The organism is Legionella qingyii (assembly GCF_003990155.1).
GTDB classification, from domain to species: domain Bacteria; phylum Pseudomonadota; class Gammaproteobacteria; order Legionellales; family Legionellaceae; genus Legionella; species Legionella qingyii.
The window spans coordinates 38,151-57,677 of sequence record NZ_RZGX01000024.1 but is presented as its reverse complement, the minus strand read 5'-3'; the positions used below and the strand labels follow the sequence as shown (position 1 = coordinate 57,677).

The window sequence follows — 19,527 nt, the reverse complement described above, 5'->3', positions numbered from 1 at the left end:
AAAGCAATTACTATCTCTCAAGAAGTTTTTGAGAAACTTTTAAGCATGCTGTATCAGTGTGCTATTCAGACTCAACAAGAGAGTCCTCACTATGGCTAAATTTTGTGAGGATCTCTCAGGCTTTATGCGCGGGCTCTCTACAGAGACACACTAAAACGCACCTATTTTTAATGCGGTCTTTACTGGACTCCGAGCATAAAGCGGGGAATGTAGGCTAATGCAGCATAACCTGAACGAATCGGAACCCCGAGTTTATCATTCTCACTTCACCCGGCATCCCAATTTTTTCCGCGCAGAAAAAAACTATTTTTCCAAAATTTCTTGCAAGAAATTGCTCATTGCTTGCCATGAACGTTGAGCGGCAACTGCATTGTAAATGGTTCCCAATTGCGTATCATGCGCCAATGGGTTAGTAAAAGCATGCTGTACATGTCCGTACATATGCATTTGCCAATCTACATTCGCATCAGTCATCTCTTTGCAAAATGCCTGTGCTGTATCGGGTTGAACCATGGGGTCATCATAGCCATGTAAAGCTAAAATTTTAGCTTTAATCGGTTCGGATTTCAGATTTCCAGGTTTGTGCAGCAAACCATGAAAACTTACTACACCTTTGATGGATGCTCCAGAACGTGCTAACTCAAGAGCACACATACCGCCAAAACAAAACCCAATAATTGCAACTTGCTTACTATCAACCTCAGACATAGAACTTACAGCAGTCAATCCAGCTTGAACACGACGTCGTAATAGGGCCTGATCAGAAATCAAAGGAGTCATTAATGCCTGTTTTTCTTCTGTAGTAGAACCAAGCTTGCCTTGACCATACATATCTACAGCAAAACCAACATAGCCCATCTCTGCAAGTAATTTTGCCTTGTCGCATGCAAATTCATTACGACCAGACCAATCATGAACGACCAGTACAGCAGGACGCGGGGCCGCAAAAGATTTGTCATAAGCAACAAATCCATGGAGTTCCTGTCCATCATCATGATAAATATAATTTGAAGTATGCATCTCAAGCCCCCTGAAATAAACCCGAATTAACTTTTAGGAGCTCTAGTTTATAAAATTGAGCTAAAGAGATAAAGTTATGAAATGCATTAAGTTCTACTGCTGCATATAACATCATTTGCATTTTCCACCCTTTTTTTTACCGTAAAACGTTTGCCAGGTTTAAACCAATTAAAGATAAAACGATCAAATACTCCATTGATAAAATGTTGTATTTTAGATGCTACACTTAAAATAAAAAGGACTTACGAAAAACTCCAAGGTCGAGGCAAACAATGTTTTTAATGAGGGAGTTTAGATAGACTAAATGACCGAAGTAAAAACATTTTTTAACGAAGAGATTGGGGTTTTTCGTAAGTCCCGACAAACTCAGAAGGGGATATAATTATGATAACTTCATCATTAATCCATGTACGAGATATTTTACATGCACAATTGTGTTATCAAGCGTTTATTACTCCTATCTTTTTTCCTTTGGAAAAGGAATATAGAGATTTTGCCAAACTGGCTTGTGAGTTTATTGAGGGAAAGCGAACGGAAGTAATTCACCAAGAGTTCCCACGACACCATGTACTGCATCGTTTTGTAGCCCCAAAAAACTCAAATGGGAAAAAAATACTGATTACTCATGGATGGATATCACGTGCAGCCTATATGGCACGCATTATCCAGGCTCTATACCAGCAAGGTTATGAAGTATATGCTCTCGATTTTCCCGCACATGGAGAAGCAAAAGGATTACAACTCCCCTGGACTGATGCGGTTGCTATTCTGAAGGATGCCATCAATCAACATGGACCATTCTATGCCGTCATTGGACATTCTTTCGGTGGCTCGATGTTACTCAATACCCTCAATATAGCGGGTCAACTTCCTGAATGGCAATTAAATCATAAACCTGAACGCGCAATTTTAATTGCATCACCAACACGAATGCGCAGTCCTGTTAATCACATTGCAAAAAAATTCAAACTAACTGGCCATGGGTATCTGCAGTTACGCCAGGTTATGAAGCAACAAGCACAATTTGATATTAAGCTAATACGGTTACACCATTTCATTGCTCAATCCCCTGACATCTCTTTTTTATGCATTCATGGTGAGTTAGATAATACAATTAGCACTAAAGAATCAATTGTGTTTTGTGAAAAATATCCAAACTCCAAGCTTTGCTTACTTCCCGATGCAAATCATGTAAGTGTTTTATTGGATGAACGAGTTGGACCATTGGTTTGTAATTTTTTGGAGTGAACGGTAACCGGGGTGAAGCGAAGCCCGGTATTTCTATCATAGATTGCCCGGGTTCCGCCTCGCTTCACCCAGGCTAGATGTTATGTGTTCGCGAGGATAGGTCAATCCCGAACGCAGTGAGGAAGCTCCAGAATTAAGGAATTACTCACTTTCTATATATTGCCGCAGTTTTTTCATGGCATTTTTTTCAAGCTGACGAACCCGTTCAGCAGACACGCCGTATTTCTTAGCCAAATCGTGCAATGTTAGCTTTTCTTCAGCTAACCATCGTTGCTGTAAAATGTCTTGGCTGCGCTCGTCTAACTGATCCAGAGCAAGCATCAGTCGTTCACGCCCATGATCGCCAGCATTTTCCTTTTCCAACAATATAGAAGGGTCGTCATTCGCGTTAAATAAATAACGCTCTGGTGCTGTATAAAACTCATCATGCTCATCCGCATCAGGAGCATCATAAGGTGTGTCCATCGCGTTCAGACGTTGTTCCATGACTAATACGTCTTCGCGGCTTACACCCAAATCATTTGCTACAGCATTCACCTCTTCATTACTCATCCAGCCTAAACGATTTTTCATTTGGCGAAGATTAAAAAATAATTTACGCTGTGCTTTGGTTGTTGCAATTTTCACGATACGCCAGTTGCGTAAAACAAACTCATGGATTTCTGCTTTTATCCAGTGCACGGCAAAGGAAACAAGACGAACACCCATCTTGGGATCGAAGCGTTTGACCGCCTTCATCAAACCTATATTGCCTTCCTGAATTAAATCGTTCAGAGGTAAACCATATCCTAAATAACCACGAGCGACTCGAACAACATAACGTAAATGAGCAAGAACCAAAAGTCGTGCAGCTTCAAGATCCCCTTCAGTATGAAAACGCTCGGCATAAGCGATTTCTTCCTCTAAGGATAACATAGGAATTTGATTAACCCTGTGAATGTACGAATCAAGACTGCCCACAGGTAAATTCATTTCGGCAAGTTGCAAATATTGACTCATGCTTCTTCCTTTAAAAATTTCTCTGTAAAAACAAGATGTAAAATTAAAGAACAACTCATAATTGTGGTTCAATGGAAGCCAATTGTCGTTTTACAGATAAACGCGCCCCCATCCATCCTAGTATAATTGCAAATAAAATAAGTAGCAAGATCTGTCGCATTGATAAGCCAGTTAACGGATAGTGCATTTGATAAGCAACGGCCAACTGATTTACCGCAGCTCCCAAGCTAAAAATAAAAATATTCACCATAAAAATCGCAAAAACAGCACCTAGAGCACCATACCAAACCCCTGAGTATAAAAAAGGCCTGAGAATAAACGGATCTTTTGCTCCAATTAACTTTAAAACCTGAATTTCTTCTTGTCGGCTATGAAGGGCCAGGCGGAGTGTAGTACCCACAATCATAATGACCGCCGTTGCTAGTAAGGCCAATAATGCATCTGCAAACTTGGCTGCAAAACCTAAAAGTGCATGCAAACGACTAATCCACTCCATATCAACCTTTGCATTTTCTACTTGCGCTATAGTTTTTAATTGCCGTGCTAATAAATCTAATTTTGCGGGCGAGTCGATAATCAAAGCAGGGACAACATCCACTACGGCAGGTAAAGGGTTTTCAGGAAGATAACGCATAATATCCTGCATCCCCTCTTGATGAATTAATTCAGACAACCCCTCCGCAGAAGTTTTTAAGGAAACTTGAGCCACGCCATCTGTTCCACGAACTTTTTGCAATACTAATTGCTGTTCTGTTTCTGATAACCCAGGTGTTAAATAGAGCGAAATGTGCCCTCCACGTTGCCAACTCGCGGTTAATTTGGCCAGGTTGTCAGAAAACACCCAAAAAAGAGCCGGCAAGGCTAAAGCAATAGCAATCACAAGGGAGGTCATCATGGTAGCCAATGGTTTGCGGCATAATGAATTTAAACTGAGGATCGCTGCTTGCAGATGATAAGCGAGGATTGCTTGTGCTCGTTTTAACACATTCGTCCTCCTTTAAGCATGACAATACGATGTTTCATTCCTGCAATCAATGGCAAATCATGTGTGGCAATGAGTATACTGACACCCACTTGATTAAATTGCTCAAAAATAGTCATGATTTCTGCTGACAGTTTGGGATCAAGATTTCCAGTAGGCTCATCAGCCAATAACAAGGCCGGCTTATGTACTACAGCGCGCGCAATTCCCACGCGTTGCTGTTCACCACCTGATAAATGGACAGGAAGCATTTTTTCCTTGCTTAATAGCCCCACCATATCCAAAGCTGCATGCACTCTTTTGGCAATCATAGGATAAGCCATGCCTTGAATTTGCAAAGGCAAAGCTACATTATCAAATACGGTGCGATCATTAAGTAAATAGGGGGATTGGAACGTTATACCCAATTGGCTGCGATGTGCAGCAACATCGCGTTTTTTTAACTGGTTCAAACGCAAACCATTCACAGTTAGTTGACCGGAAGTGGGCCACTCTAAAAGAGCTATCAATTTAAGTAAAGTACTTTTCCCCGCCCCCGAATGACCGGTAAGAAAAGCCATCTCTCCTTTTTGCAAAGAAAAATTTACCTGGCTTAACGCTTCAAATCCACCTGGATAGCGTTTAGTCACTTGGTCAAATGTGATCATTAAATAGTGCACCAACAAATTGCGCTGCATCAAAGGGTCGTAAATCCTCTATCCCTTCACCAATCCCTATGTAACGAAAGGGTATTCCTAGTTCATTAGCAATAGCAAATAAAATTCCACCTTTAGCAGTACCATCTAATTTTGTCATGGTAATTCCGGTCAATCCAATTGCTTCATTAAATTGTCGTGCTTGAACTAAAGCATTTTGCCCTATGCTTGCGTCCAATATCAACATTGTTTCATGAGGAGCCTCAGGACATAGTTTCTGCAATACACGTTTTACCTTTTTCAATTCGTCCATTAAATTCCCTTGTGTATGCAACCTACCCGCAGTATCTGCGATTAAGACATCTATTTTGCGTGCTTTTGCCGCTTGCAGAGCATCAAAAATCACCGAAGCACTATCTGCTCCTGTATGTTGGGCAATCACTGGGATATCATTTCGCTCCCCCCAAACATGCAATTGCTCCACTGCGGCTGCTCTAAAAGTATCACCCGCAGCCAGCATAACCTTTTTGCCTTGCTGCTGAAATTGCTTTGCCAGTTTCCCTATGGTAGTCGTTTTACCTGCACCATTCACGCCGACCATTAAGATAACAAAAGGAGAATGATCTGCGGTTTCTATAGTTAAGGGCTGATTGTTTTGACTCAAAATTGATTGTAAATGCGACTTCAATGCGTCATAAACGGCATTACCATCAGATAACTGTTTACGAGCCAAGCTATCAGTCAACTGATTTAATACAGCTTGTGTTGTCTCCACACCCAAATCAGCACTGACTAAAAGAGTTTCCAACTCATCCAATAAGTCTTGGCTAATTTCCTTTTTACCTAACAAAAGTCGGCCAAGCCCATCACCAAGTTGGTGACGGGTTTTACTTAATCCTTTCCTGAAACGTGCAAAAATCCCTTCCTTTATCGGCTCTTGTTCCTGCTCGGTCACCTCTATAGGAGTTTGACGCAACGAATCAGTTTCACCTTGCGAACGATCGGGCTCTGCAGGAGTCGAATTATGACTTTTTTTAAACCATTTAATCATTTACTGTACAAATCCTGTAAAATATGGAATTCTATCATCTTTTTCACTTTGAGGTTAAGTTGTGCGCAAAATACTCTTTACTCTATTCATGTTACTATCTTGCCAGACCTTTAGCCAAGTTCAAGAGTTTACCTTGAATAATGGTTTAAAAATATTGGTTAAAGAAGATCACCGAGCGCCTATCGCCGTATCCATGATTTGGTACAACGTAGGATCCGCAGATGAGCCAGGTGGAATCACAGGTGTATCTCATGCTATGGAACATATGATGTTTAAAGGTACTAAAAAATTTCCTTTAGGCGTCTTCTCTAAAACTATAGCATCAATTGGTGGCCAAGCGAATGCATTTACCAATAATGATTACACCGCTTTTTTTGAAAAAACAGATGCCTCAAAACTTGCCAGCAGTTTCGAGTTGGAAGCCGATCGCATGAATCATTTACTTTTTGATTCCAATGAATTTGCTAAAGAAATTAAAGTAATCCAGGAAGAACGGCGTCTTCGTACTGATGATAATCCTCAAGCACTTGCCTTTGAACGTTTTCTGGCAACTGCTCATCTAAACGCTCCTTATCATCATCCGGTGATTGGTTGGATGAGTGACCTAAAAAACATGAAGGTTGAAGATCTACAAGAATGGTATAAAAAATATTATGCGCCGAATAATGCAACGTTGGTTGTAGTAGGCGACGTTAATCCCGAAAAGGTTCGTATTTTGGCAGAACAATACTTCGGCGCCTTACCAAAATATCCAATTCCTGAGCGTAGATTGCAAAAAGAACCGCCTTCGTTAGGTCAAAAGATTGTTCGAATTCAAGCCCCGGCAAAACTACCCTTATTGATGATAGGTTATTCAGCGCCGAGCGTAAGCACGACAAAAGAACCCTATGAGCCTTATGCTTTGGAAATCATCGCAGGAATTTTGGATGCAGGTGAAAGCGCTCGTTTTTCTAAAAATCTGATTCGCGGCAAACACATTGCCACAGGTGCGGACACTTATTATAACCCATATACAAGATATCAAACTCAATTTATCATATATGGTTCGCCCAGCCAAAACCATACCCTAGATGATTTGCAAAATGGGCTTTTTAGCGAATTAGATGATTTGAAGAACAATCCTGTTAGCGAGATAGAATTGCAACGAATTAAAAATCAAATCATTGCGCAAAAGACTTTTGAAAAGGATTCAATCTTCGGACAAGCCTCAGAATTGGGTCTTTTACAAACTATTGGGATCGGCTGGCAAAAAGCAGATGATTATACCAAAGCAATCAATGCGATTACGCCACAACAAGTACAACAAACGGCTCAACGTTATTTTCAAGAAAAGAACATGACAACGGCAATATTAGAACCTCAAACACAAAAGGTGACAGCATGAGAATTTTTAGCGCATGTATTGCGGCATTGCTGATTGCACTGCCACATACAACAGCAGCAAATACGTTCAAAACAGAAAAATGGTTCACTAAAAATGGAGTTCGGGTTGTTTTTTACTCTGCCATGGAAGTGCCCATGCTTGATATCAGCTTAGCATTTGCTGCAGGGTCTGCATATGATGAAAATCAATTTGGATTAAGTGCCTTAACAAGCCGTGTAATGAACCAGGGTAATGCAGGTCAAGATGCAAACAAAATAGCTGAGTCTCTGGCAGATGTGGGTGCTCAATATGGAGCCGAGATCAACAGAGATATGGTGATATTTAGTCTAAGAACTCTAGTCGACCAAAAGGCATTGCCCAAAGCAGTGAATACCTTTGCCCAAATCATTAATCACCCGGACTTTCCTGAACAAGCGTTTGCAAGAGAAAAAAAACAACTGCTAATGGCTATTGAACAACGTCAAGAGTCACCCGAAGAAGTAGCCAACCTGCATTTTTTCCAAGCTTTATATCAGCAACATCCCTATGCGCATCCTGTTAATGGTACGGCCGAGACTGTTAATGCCATTAATAAGAACCAGGTTATTGAATTTAATAAACGATATTATGTCGCAAAAAACGCTATTTTAGTTTTGGTAGGTGCAATTAATAGTGAGACGGCCCATCAGCTTGCCGATCAACTGACGCAAGAACTTCCCGAAGGACATTCAGCTCCCCCCATTCCCAAAGCCACCCAATTAGCTAAGGCAGAAACAGTAAATATTCCTTTCCCCTCCTCCCAAACGGTGATACGGCTTGGCCAGATTGGTATTGATCATCATGCACCAAACTATTTCCCTCTCATTGTAGGAAATTATATTTTAGGCGGTGGTGCTTTAGTGTCCCGACTCGCGATAGAAGTTAGAGAAAAACGAGGCTTGACCTATGGAATCGATAGTCAATTTGTTCCTATGTCAGGAAAAGGGCCTTTTCTTATCAGTCTATCCACGAAAAATAAACAAACCAAAAACGCATTAGATATCATTCAAGATGTTTTGCGAACCTACATTAATAAGGGACCAACTGATGAAGAAATGAATGCGGCAAAACAATACCTTACTGGAAGTTTCCCTCTTTCTTTATCAGGTAATCGCAGTATTGCAAATATTTTATTGCGGATGACTTTTTATCATCTGCCAGAAGATTTTCTCGACACTTATACTGATCGTATTAATTCGGTAACCAGTGATCAAGTAAGACAAGCATTCCAGCAACAAGTTAATCCCGATAAATTATTACTGCTTACGGTAGGCAAATCGTGAAACAGGTTATTCGCATTATAGGCGGGTTATATCGAGGAAAAAAATTACATTTCCCAGATGTAGAGGGGTTACGCCCCACCCCGGATCGGGTGCGCGAGACTTTATTTAATTGGCTCATGCATGACATCAGAGATGCACGCTGCCTGGATGCGTTTGCAGGCAGTGGTGCCTTGGGTTTGGAAGCATTTTCCAGAGGAGCAGCACGAGTTGTTTTTCTTGAGCAATCGCCAAAAGCATATTCCAATTTACAGAAAATAATCACTGCGTTTAACAGTCCAACACTCAAATTACTGCAAACAGATGCATTGCAATATTTTCAGCGCAGCCAGGAAGAGTTTGATATCATTTTTCTGGATCCTCCTTTTGCTCAAAATTATCTCCCTCAGTGCCTTGCAGATATAACACAAGGCAATATTCTAAAACGAGGAGGTCTTATTTACTTGGAATCTCCGACTATTATCGACTTGGATGAAAAGCAGTGGCGTCAAATAAAACTTAAACACGCGGGACAAGTTGTATATGCATTATTTGAAAAATTAAATTAATCTTCATATTTGCCATCTCTGTGCAGCGAAATAAAAGGCGATTCTATGCTATCAAATAACAAATTTTGCTTCGCTGCATCTAGGCTACGATATGATTAATAGCAAAAATTTTGCAAAATTATTTCCATTTAAATTCATACAATTCCTCATTTATAGGCTTGACAAGCAGCCTAGCTCCTGTTTCAATCAAACGAATATTTCCAGACATTAAAGAAGATTGAATGAACAATAAGCTTCTCATGCTATTTATTGCCTCAGTCCTGCTTGTGGGTTGTAAACATGGTGGAGTACTCTTTAAAAAACCACCGGTAAACAATCCTAGCGATGATGCTACAATTAAATTAGCAGAAGCAGCTGTATCTGTAAGCGATTCCATGCATGAAATGGCACGCGTCGAAAAAGTAATTCTACCACCCCATAAAGACAACACGCTTACGATACCTAATGCATATAACTTACAAGCTAGAGCCAGTGTGGATTGGTCAGGACCTATTGAGGAGTTAACTGCCCGTATTGCCAAATCAGCCCATTTCAGGCTACGTGTTTTAGGAAAAGCCCCTTCAATTCCAGTTTTAATCAGTCTTAATATTAAAGATCAAAGTTTAGCTGAAATCCTGCGTGATATAGATTATCAAGCAGGTAGAAAAGCTGATATTCATGTTTATCCTAACAGTCAGGTTGTTGAATTACGCTATGCCAAAATTTATTCCTAGCTTAATAGTTGTTGTATTATCGGCTTTGTTGCTTGCATGCCACTCTTCAAAAAATATGGGTGATACTGGCTCATTAGAAGGGCTACAAGCTATGGCCAATGTGAATGTAAAGCAACGGAATAAAAAGCAAAACGGTAAAATTCGGCAGATGGCTTTGAAAGAAACTGCTTTAAGTCTCGGCGCGCAAGCAGGTTTAGCCTGGCGAGCAAAAGTCATTGATGAACATTTGATTAAGCAATCACGCAGGCTTGATGCTATTTATGATTTTAATTCCCTGATTCTGGAACACAATATCTTACCTCCAGTGCTCTTGGAAGGTAGAAACACCCTCAATCTTGCTGATGCGCAAACCATCCGCATTTCTGACCGTACTTATAGAGTTGCAAAACAGGCACATTTTGTTACCACCCCACCAACTTGGCGGCAATATTTATGGCTCGATTATGTTAAACCAGAATATCCTCACTATACGCTGTTGCCTAAAACTAAAGTAGAGAAAAAAATATGGTGTATCTATACAGCCAAAGGTTGGAAAAATGGTATTGATCAAGCCAATACCATTCTTGAAGAAAATATCGCTCGCATTAAAGAAGATTTTGGCGGAATGATTCTTTATAGAAAATTATTAGCAATGAATATGGTAACTCCTCCTTATGTCTCTCATACAGACTTAGGAATCACAGGTGATGCCTCAGAAATTCATATTGATGATCGCGTATTAAGAATTACTGCATTACCAGCTCTGAATATAAACAGTGAACAATGGCGCGCTGCGGTTTCTAAGGATGAAAATGCTTTAGAACAATTCAAAAACATGGAAAAATTGGCAAATCGTTCTAAAATTATAATAACGGATAAATCCTGGCAGCCGACAATCGCTCCAATTAACGATAACAATAGAATTCACTGATACGAAGTATGAATAACAATTCTTATTTGATGCCCGATGAACCCACGCGTTTTACTCCACTGTTCATGGACAAAATGTTGGAGCACACAGAGCGTCTGAGTGCTTCCGATATTACAATCCAAACGGGTGAGCCTATTTATGCTGAAGTTTATGGAAAGCTATTACGAATTACCAATCGTCGTTTATCTAATACCGAACTGGGTGATTTAATAAATGCGATATATGGCCCCAACGCCACAACACAACTTCTTTCAGGTAAAGATATCGATACCCACTATGAATTTCGCCCTAATCGGGGTGTTCGATACCGATATCGGGTCAATGGAACAGCATGCCTTGTAGAGGGTCACGATGCAATCCAAATCACGTTAAGAACTATCCCGACCACACCTCCCAGGCTTGAAACCATGAATCTGCCAGAGAATATCCTTCAAGCCATCGCGCCTCAGGAAGGTATTGTATTTATTACAGGAGCAACCGGCTCTGGTAAATCAACATTATTGGCATCTATTATTCGTGATTTGATAGAAACAGAAGATTCAAACCGTAAAGTACTGACCTATGAATCTCCAATTGAATTTGTCTATGATGAAATTGAAACCATATCTGCCGTAGTTAGCCAATCAGAAATTCCTCGGCATTTGCCGAGCTTTGCAGATGGAGTAAGAAACGCTTTGCGACGTAAACCGCGCTTAATCATGGTAGGTGAGTGTCGTGATGCGGAAACAATTAGTGCCGCATTAGAAGCAGCACTTACTGGACACCCCGTATATACAACCTTACATACTTCAGGCGTTGCCGAAACCATGCGTCGGCTTGTAACCTCATTTTCCGGTGAAGAGCGATTAGGAAGAACCATTGATATCCTAGAAACAATTAGATTGTGTATTTGGCAAAAACTTGTCCCTACCGTAGACGAAAAAAGGGTGGCATTAAGAGAATATCTTGTATTTGACGAAGAAGTCCGGGATATTTTACTTGAAAGTGACCCTAACGAGGTAACCTCTGCTACGCGTAAACTGGTACGGCAAAAGGGACAACTTATGACCTGGGATGCGAAAGCAAAATTCGAGCAAGGCATTATCAGTGAACGAGTTTACAAATTAATTATTGCCGGTGCAAAGGAATATCAACAATAAGCTGACCGAAGAATCTTTTTAGAAATTCGCTTTATCGATGCAACACTTGCTGGCATGGGTAAAGGAATTGGTAATTTGAAAACAGAGTTTTTTGTTGCTTATTTACATTCGATTCAACGAAACAAATACAATCTGAACAGCATATTAGAGGCAGCAAACTTTGTCCGTAGCTCATTAAAAATAGGTCAAGAGTCGATTGAAATGTCGGAGTTTATCCGTAGAATTTCTGATCGTTCCGTTGAAAATCATAAACCTGAAAAATAGCTATGTGAATTTAATTGATTATTGGGAATCCCTCACTGCGTTCGCAGTTCGAGGAATTGGAGATATCCTGGGACAAGTCACTAGCCGTAATCTGGGCAGCTATTTCACGAAAAACCCAGGCTACACTTCTTTTCACCCAGGCAAGTATAATGCTAATTCATAGGATCAGCTTTTAGTTAAGGCTTATTCATATTGATTGACTGTTGAGATTCTTCTGCAACCGCAGCGCTCAATCTATCAGAAGATTTACTATTAGTTTTTTCCAAATACCCTTTGGCTAGAGCTTTTAAATCTTGATTTTCAGGATCGTTCTCTAAAGCTTTTTCTAGTTGCTGAATTTTTTTATCTCTCATGTCACTGGTAAAATCTTTATAGCGTTGTTTTACTTCATCACGTACTTCTTGATTCACATGCTCAAAACCGCCTTTGCGATTTGCTTCTTGACATAGAAGTATTCCATGAATATTAGCGCGCGTATTTGCTATAGTACAATTATCATATTTTTGTGGTTTTTGATCGATAGTACATACAGGATCTTTGCCTTGAGTGACCTGCTTAATTGACTCCATAATTTGTGCATGGGATTTTCCATTATCATGACCGCTCATCACATTGTTTATAAAATCTGGAGTAATATTTTTATTATCTATTTCATAAATTTGTGTCCCATACTTTCCTGCAGCACCTACCCCTCGGTTGGTAAATACTAAATATGTTTTATCAGGATTTCCTTCGACTGGCATAAAAGCAAGTCCCATGGCGTGTCCTTTACAATTAATAGGGACGCTAGTTACATCTCCTGTTTGTATTCGTTTACAAAGCGCATCTCCTGCTTCTGGACTTCCTTCAGGGGTACTGTGTTGAAAATTAGCGGTTTTATTTGCAAAAGCAAAGGCATCTGAAATTTGCTTGAAGTCCTCTTTTGCGGGTTCTTTACTACCGCTCTGGCTATATTCCTTTACAGTATCCGTCATCAATTGATATGTAGGTCCTACATGAGCGCGTTGAGAAGAAATACCATCTTGGCTGGTCATTACTATACCCAATACAAGACCAAATTCTTTAACTGGGTGTAACTTATCCGGAGCTGAAGGAGTATAGGCTTCGGGAGGGGTAATTATCTGTTGTTGAAGCGCCTCTTGCCCGCGTTTACTGTTTATAGCAATATCATATTCCTCTATTGCCTGAGCATCATAATCGGCACCAGAATCGAGTAAAGCTCTTGCTACGGAGAAATCCTGATCTTGCAGCGCTTGCACTAGTGGTTTCTGCCCACGTGCATTTTTTGCATTATTTAAAGCCGTAGGAAGATCTTGATAGCCACAATCCTTCGCAAGTTCTGTTAATGGGGTTTTCAGGTCAAATTGCTGTTCCAGGATTGATGCACGTCTATTTTGCAAAAAAATAAACAGTTCCTGCATGAATCGTTCTTCATCCATTTTTGCTTGTTGCACAATCTTAAGTTTCTCTTGAGCCAGATCAGAATGACTCATTATAGTACTCTGAGGAGCAGATAATTCGACCATAATAAATACAATTTTAAGTGTTTATTTTATGCACAATAATAACATGCTGGATAATATTTTCCATCTAAAATGACCATCAAATTTTCATCCCTGAAAAAAGATGCTCATCTTCATCAACCGCTACTTGACTATTGGCATATCGGAGTCACCCAAATCGGAGTTCTTGGAGCCCTGCTGCTTAGACTTTTTTTTATCTTTTCCCCCATCACCTTCGTCATCAGGACTACTTGGAGTAGAATTACCTTCAGCAGAAACACCGCCACCGCCGCCACCTTTGCCAAGAAGGCCCTTCGCCATGCCAACACCTTTCACACCATATCCACCCAAAGTCTTATCGATTTGACCTTGTGCAGTCTGGGTTTCTTTACCTGCTTCCTGGGTCTTGCCTTTTACTTCCTCGCCCCATTGCGCTGCTTCTGCGCCTATTCCTTCAGGAGTACCCCCAATCCAACGTAAGACCTTATCCGGTAAATAGGTTATCAGAGTGAAGGATTTTTGTATGATCGTCAGATACAAGGTGGTATAAGTCAATATCGAGAAAAAGAATGCATAAATTCCAGCCCAATCGGTATAACTCACGCCCCCAATTCCAGAACCTGAAGAAGATGGAGAAGATCCAAGGAGTCCTTCAATAAGGACAGAGTTGTCAGTGTGTTGCTGTTGCATGAATGACACTGCTTGATCGTATCCCGCATTTAAAATCCAGACACCCACATAAGAAAGTGCAATAGCAGTAATATAACCAATAATCATCATGGAAGGTCTTAGGAAGACATTCAACAGAATCATGATTGCTGCCTCACCTTTACCAAAGGCATCGTGTCCTTCGGGATGAATCACTCCCAATGCGACAATCGGTGCAGCAACCATCGCTTCTATAACTGCAATCAACCACCCTAAAGCACTAAAAGTAAAAATCACATAGGGCAACAATGGAATGTAATAAGCTGTAGTAAAACCAACACTGACCATTACGCCGACCCAAGCAATTACAAGCGGCATTGCTAAAGACATCATGGCAAAAATAAAGATACCAAATATCGGAATAATTGCACTGGAGATTGCCATATTTAACAGCATCATCCACAAATTACCGGCAAAATTAATGTAATAATTTCCCATATTTGCTAAAGCAACAATTGGATTTACTCCAGGTTCAGCAAGAATCTTCACTCCTTGTTGAAAAATATTTGCCATTCCCTGCAATGGAATCATTAAAAACGCTAAGACCACCTGATTTATAATCTGGCCAAATATATCCAGAAACAGATTATATATAGTCACTAAAATAATGTTATAAAATATATTTCCAAGAATTTGTCCCAAACAAATTGAAAAGAACGGTTTGACTTCACCACAAGAAAAATTTTGCCGCTGCAAGCGATACAAATCTGTATTAATCGCGAAATTGATTGAATTGGCAAAAGTGAGTGGCTGGACTCCGGGTTGACCAGGCGTTTGCATCATTAATGCATTGTTTATATACCCATAAACTGTAGACGAGGGAGTACTTCCCACTGCAGTCATGTTGGACGACAAAGAAGGTTTTTTAGGTGGAGATGTATCAGTAATTAACGCCTGAATCTGTTGTACTTTTTGAAGTCCATCACTATTTTCACCCAACCAAGTACATAACGTACTAAAATCTTTGTCTTTCATATTTCCTGGACCACAGCTAATGGATTTTCCATCGCTGCCTACAACAAACGGACTCGCCATCACTGTAGGGTCAAAAGAACTTGAATCCAGTCCTGTCTTTGAGTCAACTTGTCCTGCATTCTCTATTGAAGACGTTCCCTGAATTTGTACAAGATTAAAGAAATACGCACCAGCCATTATCCATCCCTGCGTCGTTGCCTTATTGATAAAATCAGTAGATTTACTTTCATCTGATGATTGAGAAATAAGACGGGCCAGATTAACCGTAGGCATCATAATACCGTTATAATCATTAATCGCATTGATTATTTCGGCACCATTAAACAAGACTCCACCAACTGATGAACCTTGCACAGGTCCCCAAATCACACACTTATCTTGCGATGACGTACTGCTGTTATAACTTGTACAAACGGTTCCATTTTCTTTATAAGGAACACCAAATTGCTGCAAGGCAACATCAGAATAAGGAGTCATATTGGTATTCATAGTCGGAGACAGCTGAGGATCATTACCCACCATCGTTCGTGCTACTGAAGTCAGATCCATATACATTTGCTGCACAGCAATCCCGCGCGACAATTGCGTCGCTGCAACTTCTGCTGGAGTCAGCGTGTTATTTCCAACTTTGACATTGTTTCCTGCAGTAGGTTTCGCTGAAAATTGTGTACTACCAAAATTAGAGTTCAGGGAACTAATATTGTTCCAGGAGATGGTGCCACAAATCCCATTCAAAAAACTATAAGGTGAGCTGGAGTCAAAATTGGGCATGCTCACAGTCCATGAAGGATTCTTTGGAGCCGCATTTTGCACAGCAACCGCATTGACCGAACTTAAAAAATCAGGGACTACGGTAGAGCAATATTTCTGCATCAAGCCACCCGGTTCAGCAGAGTTACATGCTCCCGAATTTTTGGATTGAGCATTAAGAAGATCTTGTCGTGTATTTTCCAATTGTCTCTGTAAGCCCAGCATACATACTTGGCCAGCAAGCATATTTACCGCACCCGTAGCAATACCTGCGATTCCAGAGGTGCTCGAATTCTCAGTCAATGAGGCCGTAGGATTTATCTGTTGAGCCTGAATAATAACACCGCCGCGATTCAAATAACTTAATGCAGCACCCCATATTTTATCTGCTGCGCCAACTCCTTGCACAACGATCCACATGACTAAAATTTGCATTAAGCAATAGCCAGATGTTTTGGGAATTAATAACGCTAAACCTATAACACAACGGATTGGAATCCAAATAGAAGACCATTTTTGACCCAGCATCTGACCTTCATGAGCTGTATTCATGGTAGCCACTATTAGGGTGTACATAATGACACACCCTCCTAATGCCAACACCGCAGCATTTAATACTGCAAACATACTTCCCATGATTTGGCTGCCGGTACCGCTTAAAACTCCATCTACAACACCAAATAAATTACCAAGAAATACAACAGAATAATCGCTAGCAGGAGGGGCAAAACTCAAAGAACCATCCGCTAAAACCAGACCAGGACAAACAAGGAGAATCAGCGTTACTAACAACTTATTCATTTCTTTCTCCCAACAACCCCTTTCTATACCATTCATTAAAGGTGCACCCTAACTTACGATTTTTTATTTGATAGTACCAAAAGTGGTAACGAAAGGCTAAAACCAACGCAATCAAAGTAACAATGAGGCTTACAAAAAACGATTTTATCGAACCATAAAAAAGCTGAAATCCAGCATATCCCAAAATCAAAAGAGCGGTTAATAGCATAATAATACTCAACCGAAATAAAGATTTTTGTTTGATAAGTAAACTCTCATCAGTCAGATTCAGGAGTTTAACTGCATCGTTGAATGACTCAGCCTCACCTTTTTTCTGTGGTACAAATAAACGCCTAAAACCGTTTACCAAATATAAAGTAAAGGCCTTCATTCGATCCCAATCAAACCACCTACGAACATTAATGATTCTTCTGAGCAGATTACCAATTCTCGACTGCTTTTTCATATTTTTTACTTCTTTCTTTTATCTTTCATAATATACTATAGTAGTAAGTGATGATTTCGTCCATCCGCTAAAAATACAGTAAAGAAAGAGTAAAAGTATGCCTGATCTTAGTCATGAAGCGTCCGCTCAATATTGGTTTGAATATATCGATCCTATGATTTATAGGGTGATTACCTTTATGGAAAGTGTAGAAGATTGGACTCTGGATGGAAATCCAGAGTTTGAACGAGCCATGGAGCAATTAGGCAAAGAACTTGATGACATAGAAAAGATAGATATGAGTCTCTTATCGGAAGAAGATAAATTTATTCGTATTGTAGGGAATATCAAATCGGGTCGAGGGCTGCGTCTGCTGCAAGCAATCGATACCGTGCATCCAGGCAGTGCTTCACGTGTTTTGATTCATGCCGAAGAAACAAGCACCGGAAGCCATGATCCCGCAGGGGTTTTTCTCAAAAGAAACATCGTGTTTGAACGTTTAAGGTTGTTGTCGCGAGTTTTTTGTCAGTACCGTCTAAAACTTGTATTACGTGCACTTGAAGGGGAAGAATAAATGAAATTAGTGTCGAAACTTGTATTGCTTAATCTGCTTTGTTTTACGGTGTTTCCTGCCATAGCAGATGAGGCAACCGATTCATATAATCAGCAACAAACAGCTACTAATATGCAAAAATTAGTAGAATACTTCAAAAATCTTGGTGATTATTTAGGTTACAATGTAATGCAAGAACCTACGCAAGGCAATCAAAACTACTCAATAAGCTATTCGCTCATCAATTTAACAACCTCACAACTCGCTCAAGCCTATCAGTTTTACACTTTATTAGGTTCTATTCCAGTAAATACGTTTACTGCAAGTGGCAATGCAGGGGGAGGTGGAGGAACAAATACAGGAAATGCAGGCAACCCCTATGCTCAGTTTCTGCCTAGTGAAAGCACTGCCACATCAACTCTTAACCCTAGTGCATCAATCCTTAACCCCCTGGCAAATAATGCTTTTCCCAGTTACAGTTCAACTTCATCTTCCGGACAAGTTAGTGTAACTGAGTTAATAGACCAAAAAACCTATCAACAAGATCCAGTAAGTCAAGCGGTATTAAATATTTTGGGAACTCCTGACTATACGTACTGTATGGATTATAAGAATGCACAAATTTTTGATGGAAAGTGCTCCTTCCTCTATGAAACCCTGGTACCCACGAACGTGGTAGGAGAAATTCCCGATGCGACTACTTTTTTCAGCCCCAATTACCTCCAACAATTCTTAAACCATCTTAATAGTAATGCTTTAACTGGACCATTAATGTATTCAAGTCAAGACCTTGGAAGTACTCAGGCCACCAGTAATGTAGCAAAAAATGGCTTAACTGCACAAAATCAAGAACAACTTGCAGCGAATTTCATTCGTTACGTTACAGGAGGCGTAATTCCCATTGCATTACCCAAATGGAAAGATTATGACACGTTATACGGTAGGACCCTTCTTAAATCGACTACCGGCACCCCCTCAACCCCACAAATGCAAGCAACGCAAACACTTGCTAAATATCTTGCAAGCCTACGCACCTATGCAGCGCAAAACTCTGTAGGAATAAGCAACCTTTATTACATCATGTCAAAAAGAATGCCTCAAACTCCGCCTAATCAGCAGAGCGGGAGCCCAACGAGCCAAGCACTGAATGAATTTAATATGGCAACATGGAGATTATATAATACTACCAGTGCAGGCAGTACTGATACAGCTGGAACTGGTACTGGTGGGGCTGGTGGGACCACTGGTACGGGTGGTACAGAAACGAAAAATACCGCATGGATCAATAGCCTGAATAACGCACCACCGGCTGTAGTAGAAAAAGAAATTGCCATACTGCTTGCCGAGATCAATTATCAGCTTTATTTAGATCGTCAAATCCATGAGCGCTTATTAATGACTAACAGCATCTTGTTATTACAAAGTGTTCGTACAGGTGCCCCCTCAACTGATTTTACTGCAGCACAATAACCGTCGTTAAATTTCGGGGTGAAAGAAACACCTTTCATCCCGACCACAAACTCTTGGTAGCTTAATCACTACATCATAAAGTTCACCATAATTTTCAGACTAGATTTTTATAAATAAGCTACCATCAAATCATTTTTAAAAAACATGGTGCAA

General features: G+C 40.3%; 18 protein-coding genes. 10 read left to right on the top strand and 8 right to left on the bottom strand.

The window, feature by feature from the left end:
• Nucleotides 1-303 precede the first annotated feature (303 nt).
• Complete coding sequence (locus ELY20_RS15005; protein WP_110143562.1) at nt 304-1,020, bottom strand: dienelactone hydrolase family protein; 717 nt, start codon at nt 1,018-1,020, stop codon at nt 304-306.
• Nucleotides 1,021-1,404: 384 nt separating this feature from the next.
• On the opposite strand from ELY20_RS15005, the gene ELY20_RS15000 reads away from it, so the two are divergent.
• Nucleotides 1,405-2,268, top strand: coding sequence for an alpha/beta hydrolase (locus ELY20_RS15000; RefSeq protein WP_110143563.1), 864 nt, complete (start codon nt 1,405-1,407; stop codon nt 2,266-2,268).
• Between the two features lie 141 nt (nt 2,269-2,409).
• On the opposite strand, the gene rpoH is transcribed toward ELY20_RS15000, so the two are convergent.
• The 4 genes from rpoH to ftsY are packed head-to-tail and all read right to left on the bottom strand — an operon-like array spanning nt 2,410 to nt 5,935.
• The gene (gene rpoH, locus ELY20_RS14995; RefSeq protein WP_110143564.1) at nt 2,410-3,267 is read right to left on the bottom strand and encodes an RNA polymerase sigma factor RpoH; all 858 of its coding nucleotides are present in this window, start codon (nt 3,265-3,267) and stop codon (nt 2,410-2,412) included.
• 55 nt (nt 3,268-3,322) lie between these two features.
• Entirely contained in the window at nt 3,323-4,252 is a 930-nt protein-coding gene (gene ftsX, locus ELY20_RS14990) for a permease-like cell division protein FtsX (RefSeq protein WP_110143565.1), read from the bottom strand.
• Nucleotides 4,246-4,896, bottom strand: coding sequence for a cell division ATP-binding protein FtsE (gene ftsE, locus ELY20_RS14985; protein ID WP_110143566.1), 651 nt, complete (start codon nt 4,894-4,896; stop codon nt 4,246-4,248). The genes ftsX and ftsE overlap by 7 nt, the downstream gene beginning before the upstream one ends.
• Nucleotides 4,883-5,935 (bottom strand): signal recognition particle-docking protein FtsY, encoded by a 1,053-nt coding sequence (gene ftsY, locus ELY20_RS14980; RefSeq protein WP_110143567.1) that lies wholly within the window; start codon nt 5,933-5,935, stop codon nt 4,883-4,885. The genes ftsE and ftsY overlap by 14 nt, the downstream gene beginning before the upstream one ends.
• Nucleotides 5,936-6,023: 88 nt before the next feature.
• Here ftsY and ELY20_RS14975 point away from each other — a divergent pair, with 88 nt between their 5' ends.
• From ELY20_RS14975 to ELY20_RS14945, 7 genes are all read left to right on the top strand, one after another.
• Nucleotides 6,024-7,319, top strand: a complete 1,296-nt coding sequence (locus ELY20_RS14975; protein WP_407656346.1) for a M16 family metallopeptidase — start codon at nt 6,024-6,026, stop codon at nt 7,317-7,319.
• Nucleotides 7,316-8,620 carry a M16 family metallopeptidase gene (locus tag ELY20_RS14970; protein ID WP_110143569.1) on the top strand — a complete coding sequence of 435 codons (1,305 nt, stop codon included), beginning with the start codon at nt 7,316-7,318 and terminating at the stop codon, nt 8,618-8,620. Before ELY20_RS14975 ends, ELY20_RS14970 begins: the two co-directional genes overlap by 4 nt.
• On the top strand, nt 8,617-9,165 hold the full coding sequence (gene rsmD / locus ELY20_RS14965; protein ID WP_110143570.1) for a 16S rRNA (guanine(966)-N(2))-methyltransferase RsmD: 549 nt from the start codon (nt 8,617-8,619) through the stop codon (nt 9,163-9,165). Before ELY20_RS14970 ends, rsmD begins: the two co-directional genes overlap by 4 nt.
• 221 nt (nt 9,166-9,386) lie before the next feature.
• Nucleotides 9,387-9,878, top strand: coding sequence for a type IVB secretion system lipoprotein DotD (gene dotD / locus ELY20_RS14960; protein ID WP_110143571.1), 492 nt, complete (start codon nt 9,387-9,389; stop codon nt 9,876-9,878).
• A complete protein-coding gene (locus ELY20_RS14955) occupies nt 9,859-10,788 on the top strand; it encodes a type IV secretion system DotC family protein (protein ID WP_110143572.1) in 930 nt (309 codons plus the stop codon). Before dotD ends, ELY20_RS14955 begins: the two co-directional genes overlap by 20 nt.
• Before the next feature lie 8 nt (nt 10,789-10,796).
• Nucleotides 10,797-11,927, top strand: coding sequence for a Dot/Icm type IV secretion system ATPase DotB (gene dotB, locus ELY20_RS14950; RefSeq protein ID WP_110143573.1), 1,131 nt, complete (start codon nt 10,797-10,799; stop codon nt 11,925-11,927).
• A 75-nt stretch (nt 11,928-12,002) separates the two neighbouring features.
• Nucleotides 12,003-12,191, top strand: a complete 189-nt coding sequence (locus ELY20_RS14945) for a hypothetical protein (protein WP_233590619.1) — start codon at nt 12,003-12,005, stop codon at nt 12,189-12,191.
• Between the two features lie 176 nt (nt 12,192-12,367).
• Here the strand turns inward: ELY20_RS14945 and ankD are convergent, their stop codons facing one another.
• The 3 genes from ankD to icmV form a co-directional block, all read right to left on the bottom strand.
• On the bottom strand, nt 12,368-13,717 hold the full coding sequence (ankD, locus tag ELY20_RS14940; RefSeq protein WP_110143574.1) for a Dot/Icm T4SS effector AnkD/LegA15: 1,350 nt from the start codon (nt 13,715-13,717) through the stop codon (nt 12,368-12,370).
• 120 nt (nt 13,718-13,837) lie between these two features.
• Nucleotides 13,838-16,927, bottom strand: coding sequence for a type IVB secretion system protein DotA (dotA, locus tag ELY20_RS14935; RefSeq protein WP_110143575.1), 3,090 nt, complete (start codon nt 16,925-16,927; stop codon nt 13,838-13,840).
• Nucleotides 16,920-17,372, bottom strand: coding sequence for a type IVB secretion system protein IcmV (gene icmV, locus ELY20_RS14930; protein ID WP_110143576.1), 453 nt, complete (start codon nt 17,370-17,372; stop codon nt 16,920-16,922). Before icmV ends, dotA begins: the two co-directional genes overlap by 8 nt.
• Before the next feature lie 97 nt (nt 17,373-17,469).
• Between icmV and icmW the strand changes: the two genes are divergently transcribed.
• Both icmW and icmX read left to right on the top strand, forming a co-directional pair.
• Nucleotides 17,470-17,925 (top strand): type IVB secretion system protein IcmW, encoded by a 456-nt coding sequence (gene icmW / locus ELY20_RS14925; protein ID WP_110143577.1) that lies wholly within the window; start codon nt 17,470-17,472, stop codon nt 17,923-17,925.
• Complete coding sequence (gene icmX, locus ELY20_RS14920) at nt 17,926-19,374, top strand: type IVB secretion system protein IcmX (protein WP_110143578.1); 1,449 nt, start codon at nt 17,926-17,928, stop codon at nt 19,372-19,374. It abuts the gene before it with no gap.
• The last annotated feature ends 153 nt before the right edge of the window (nt 19,375-19,527 follow it).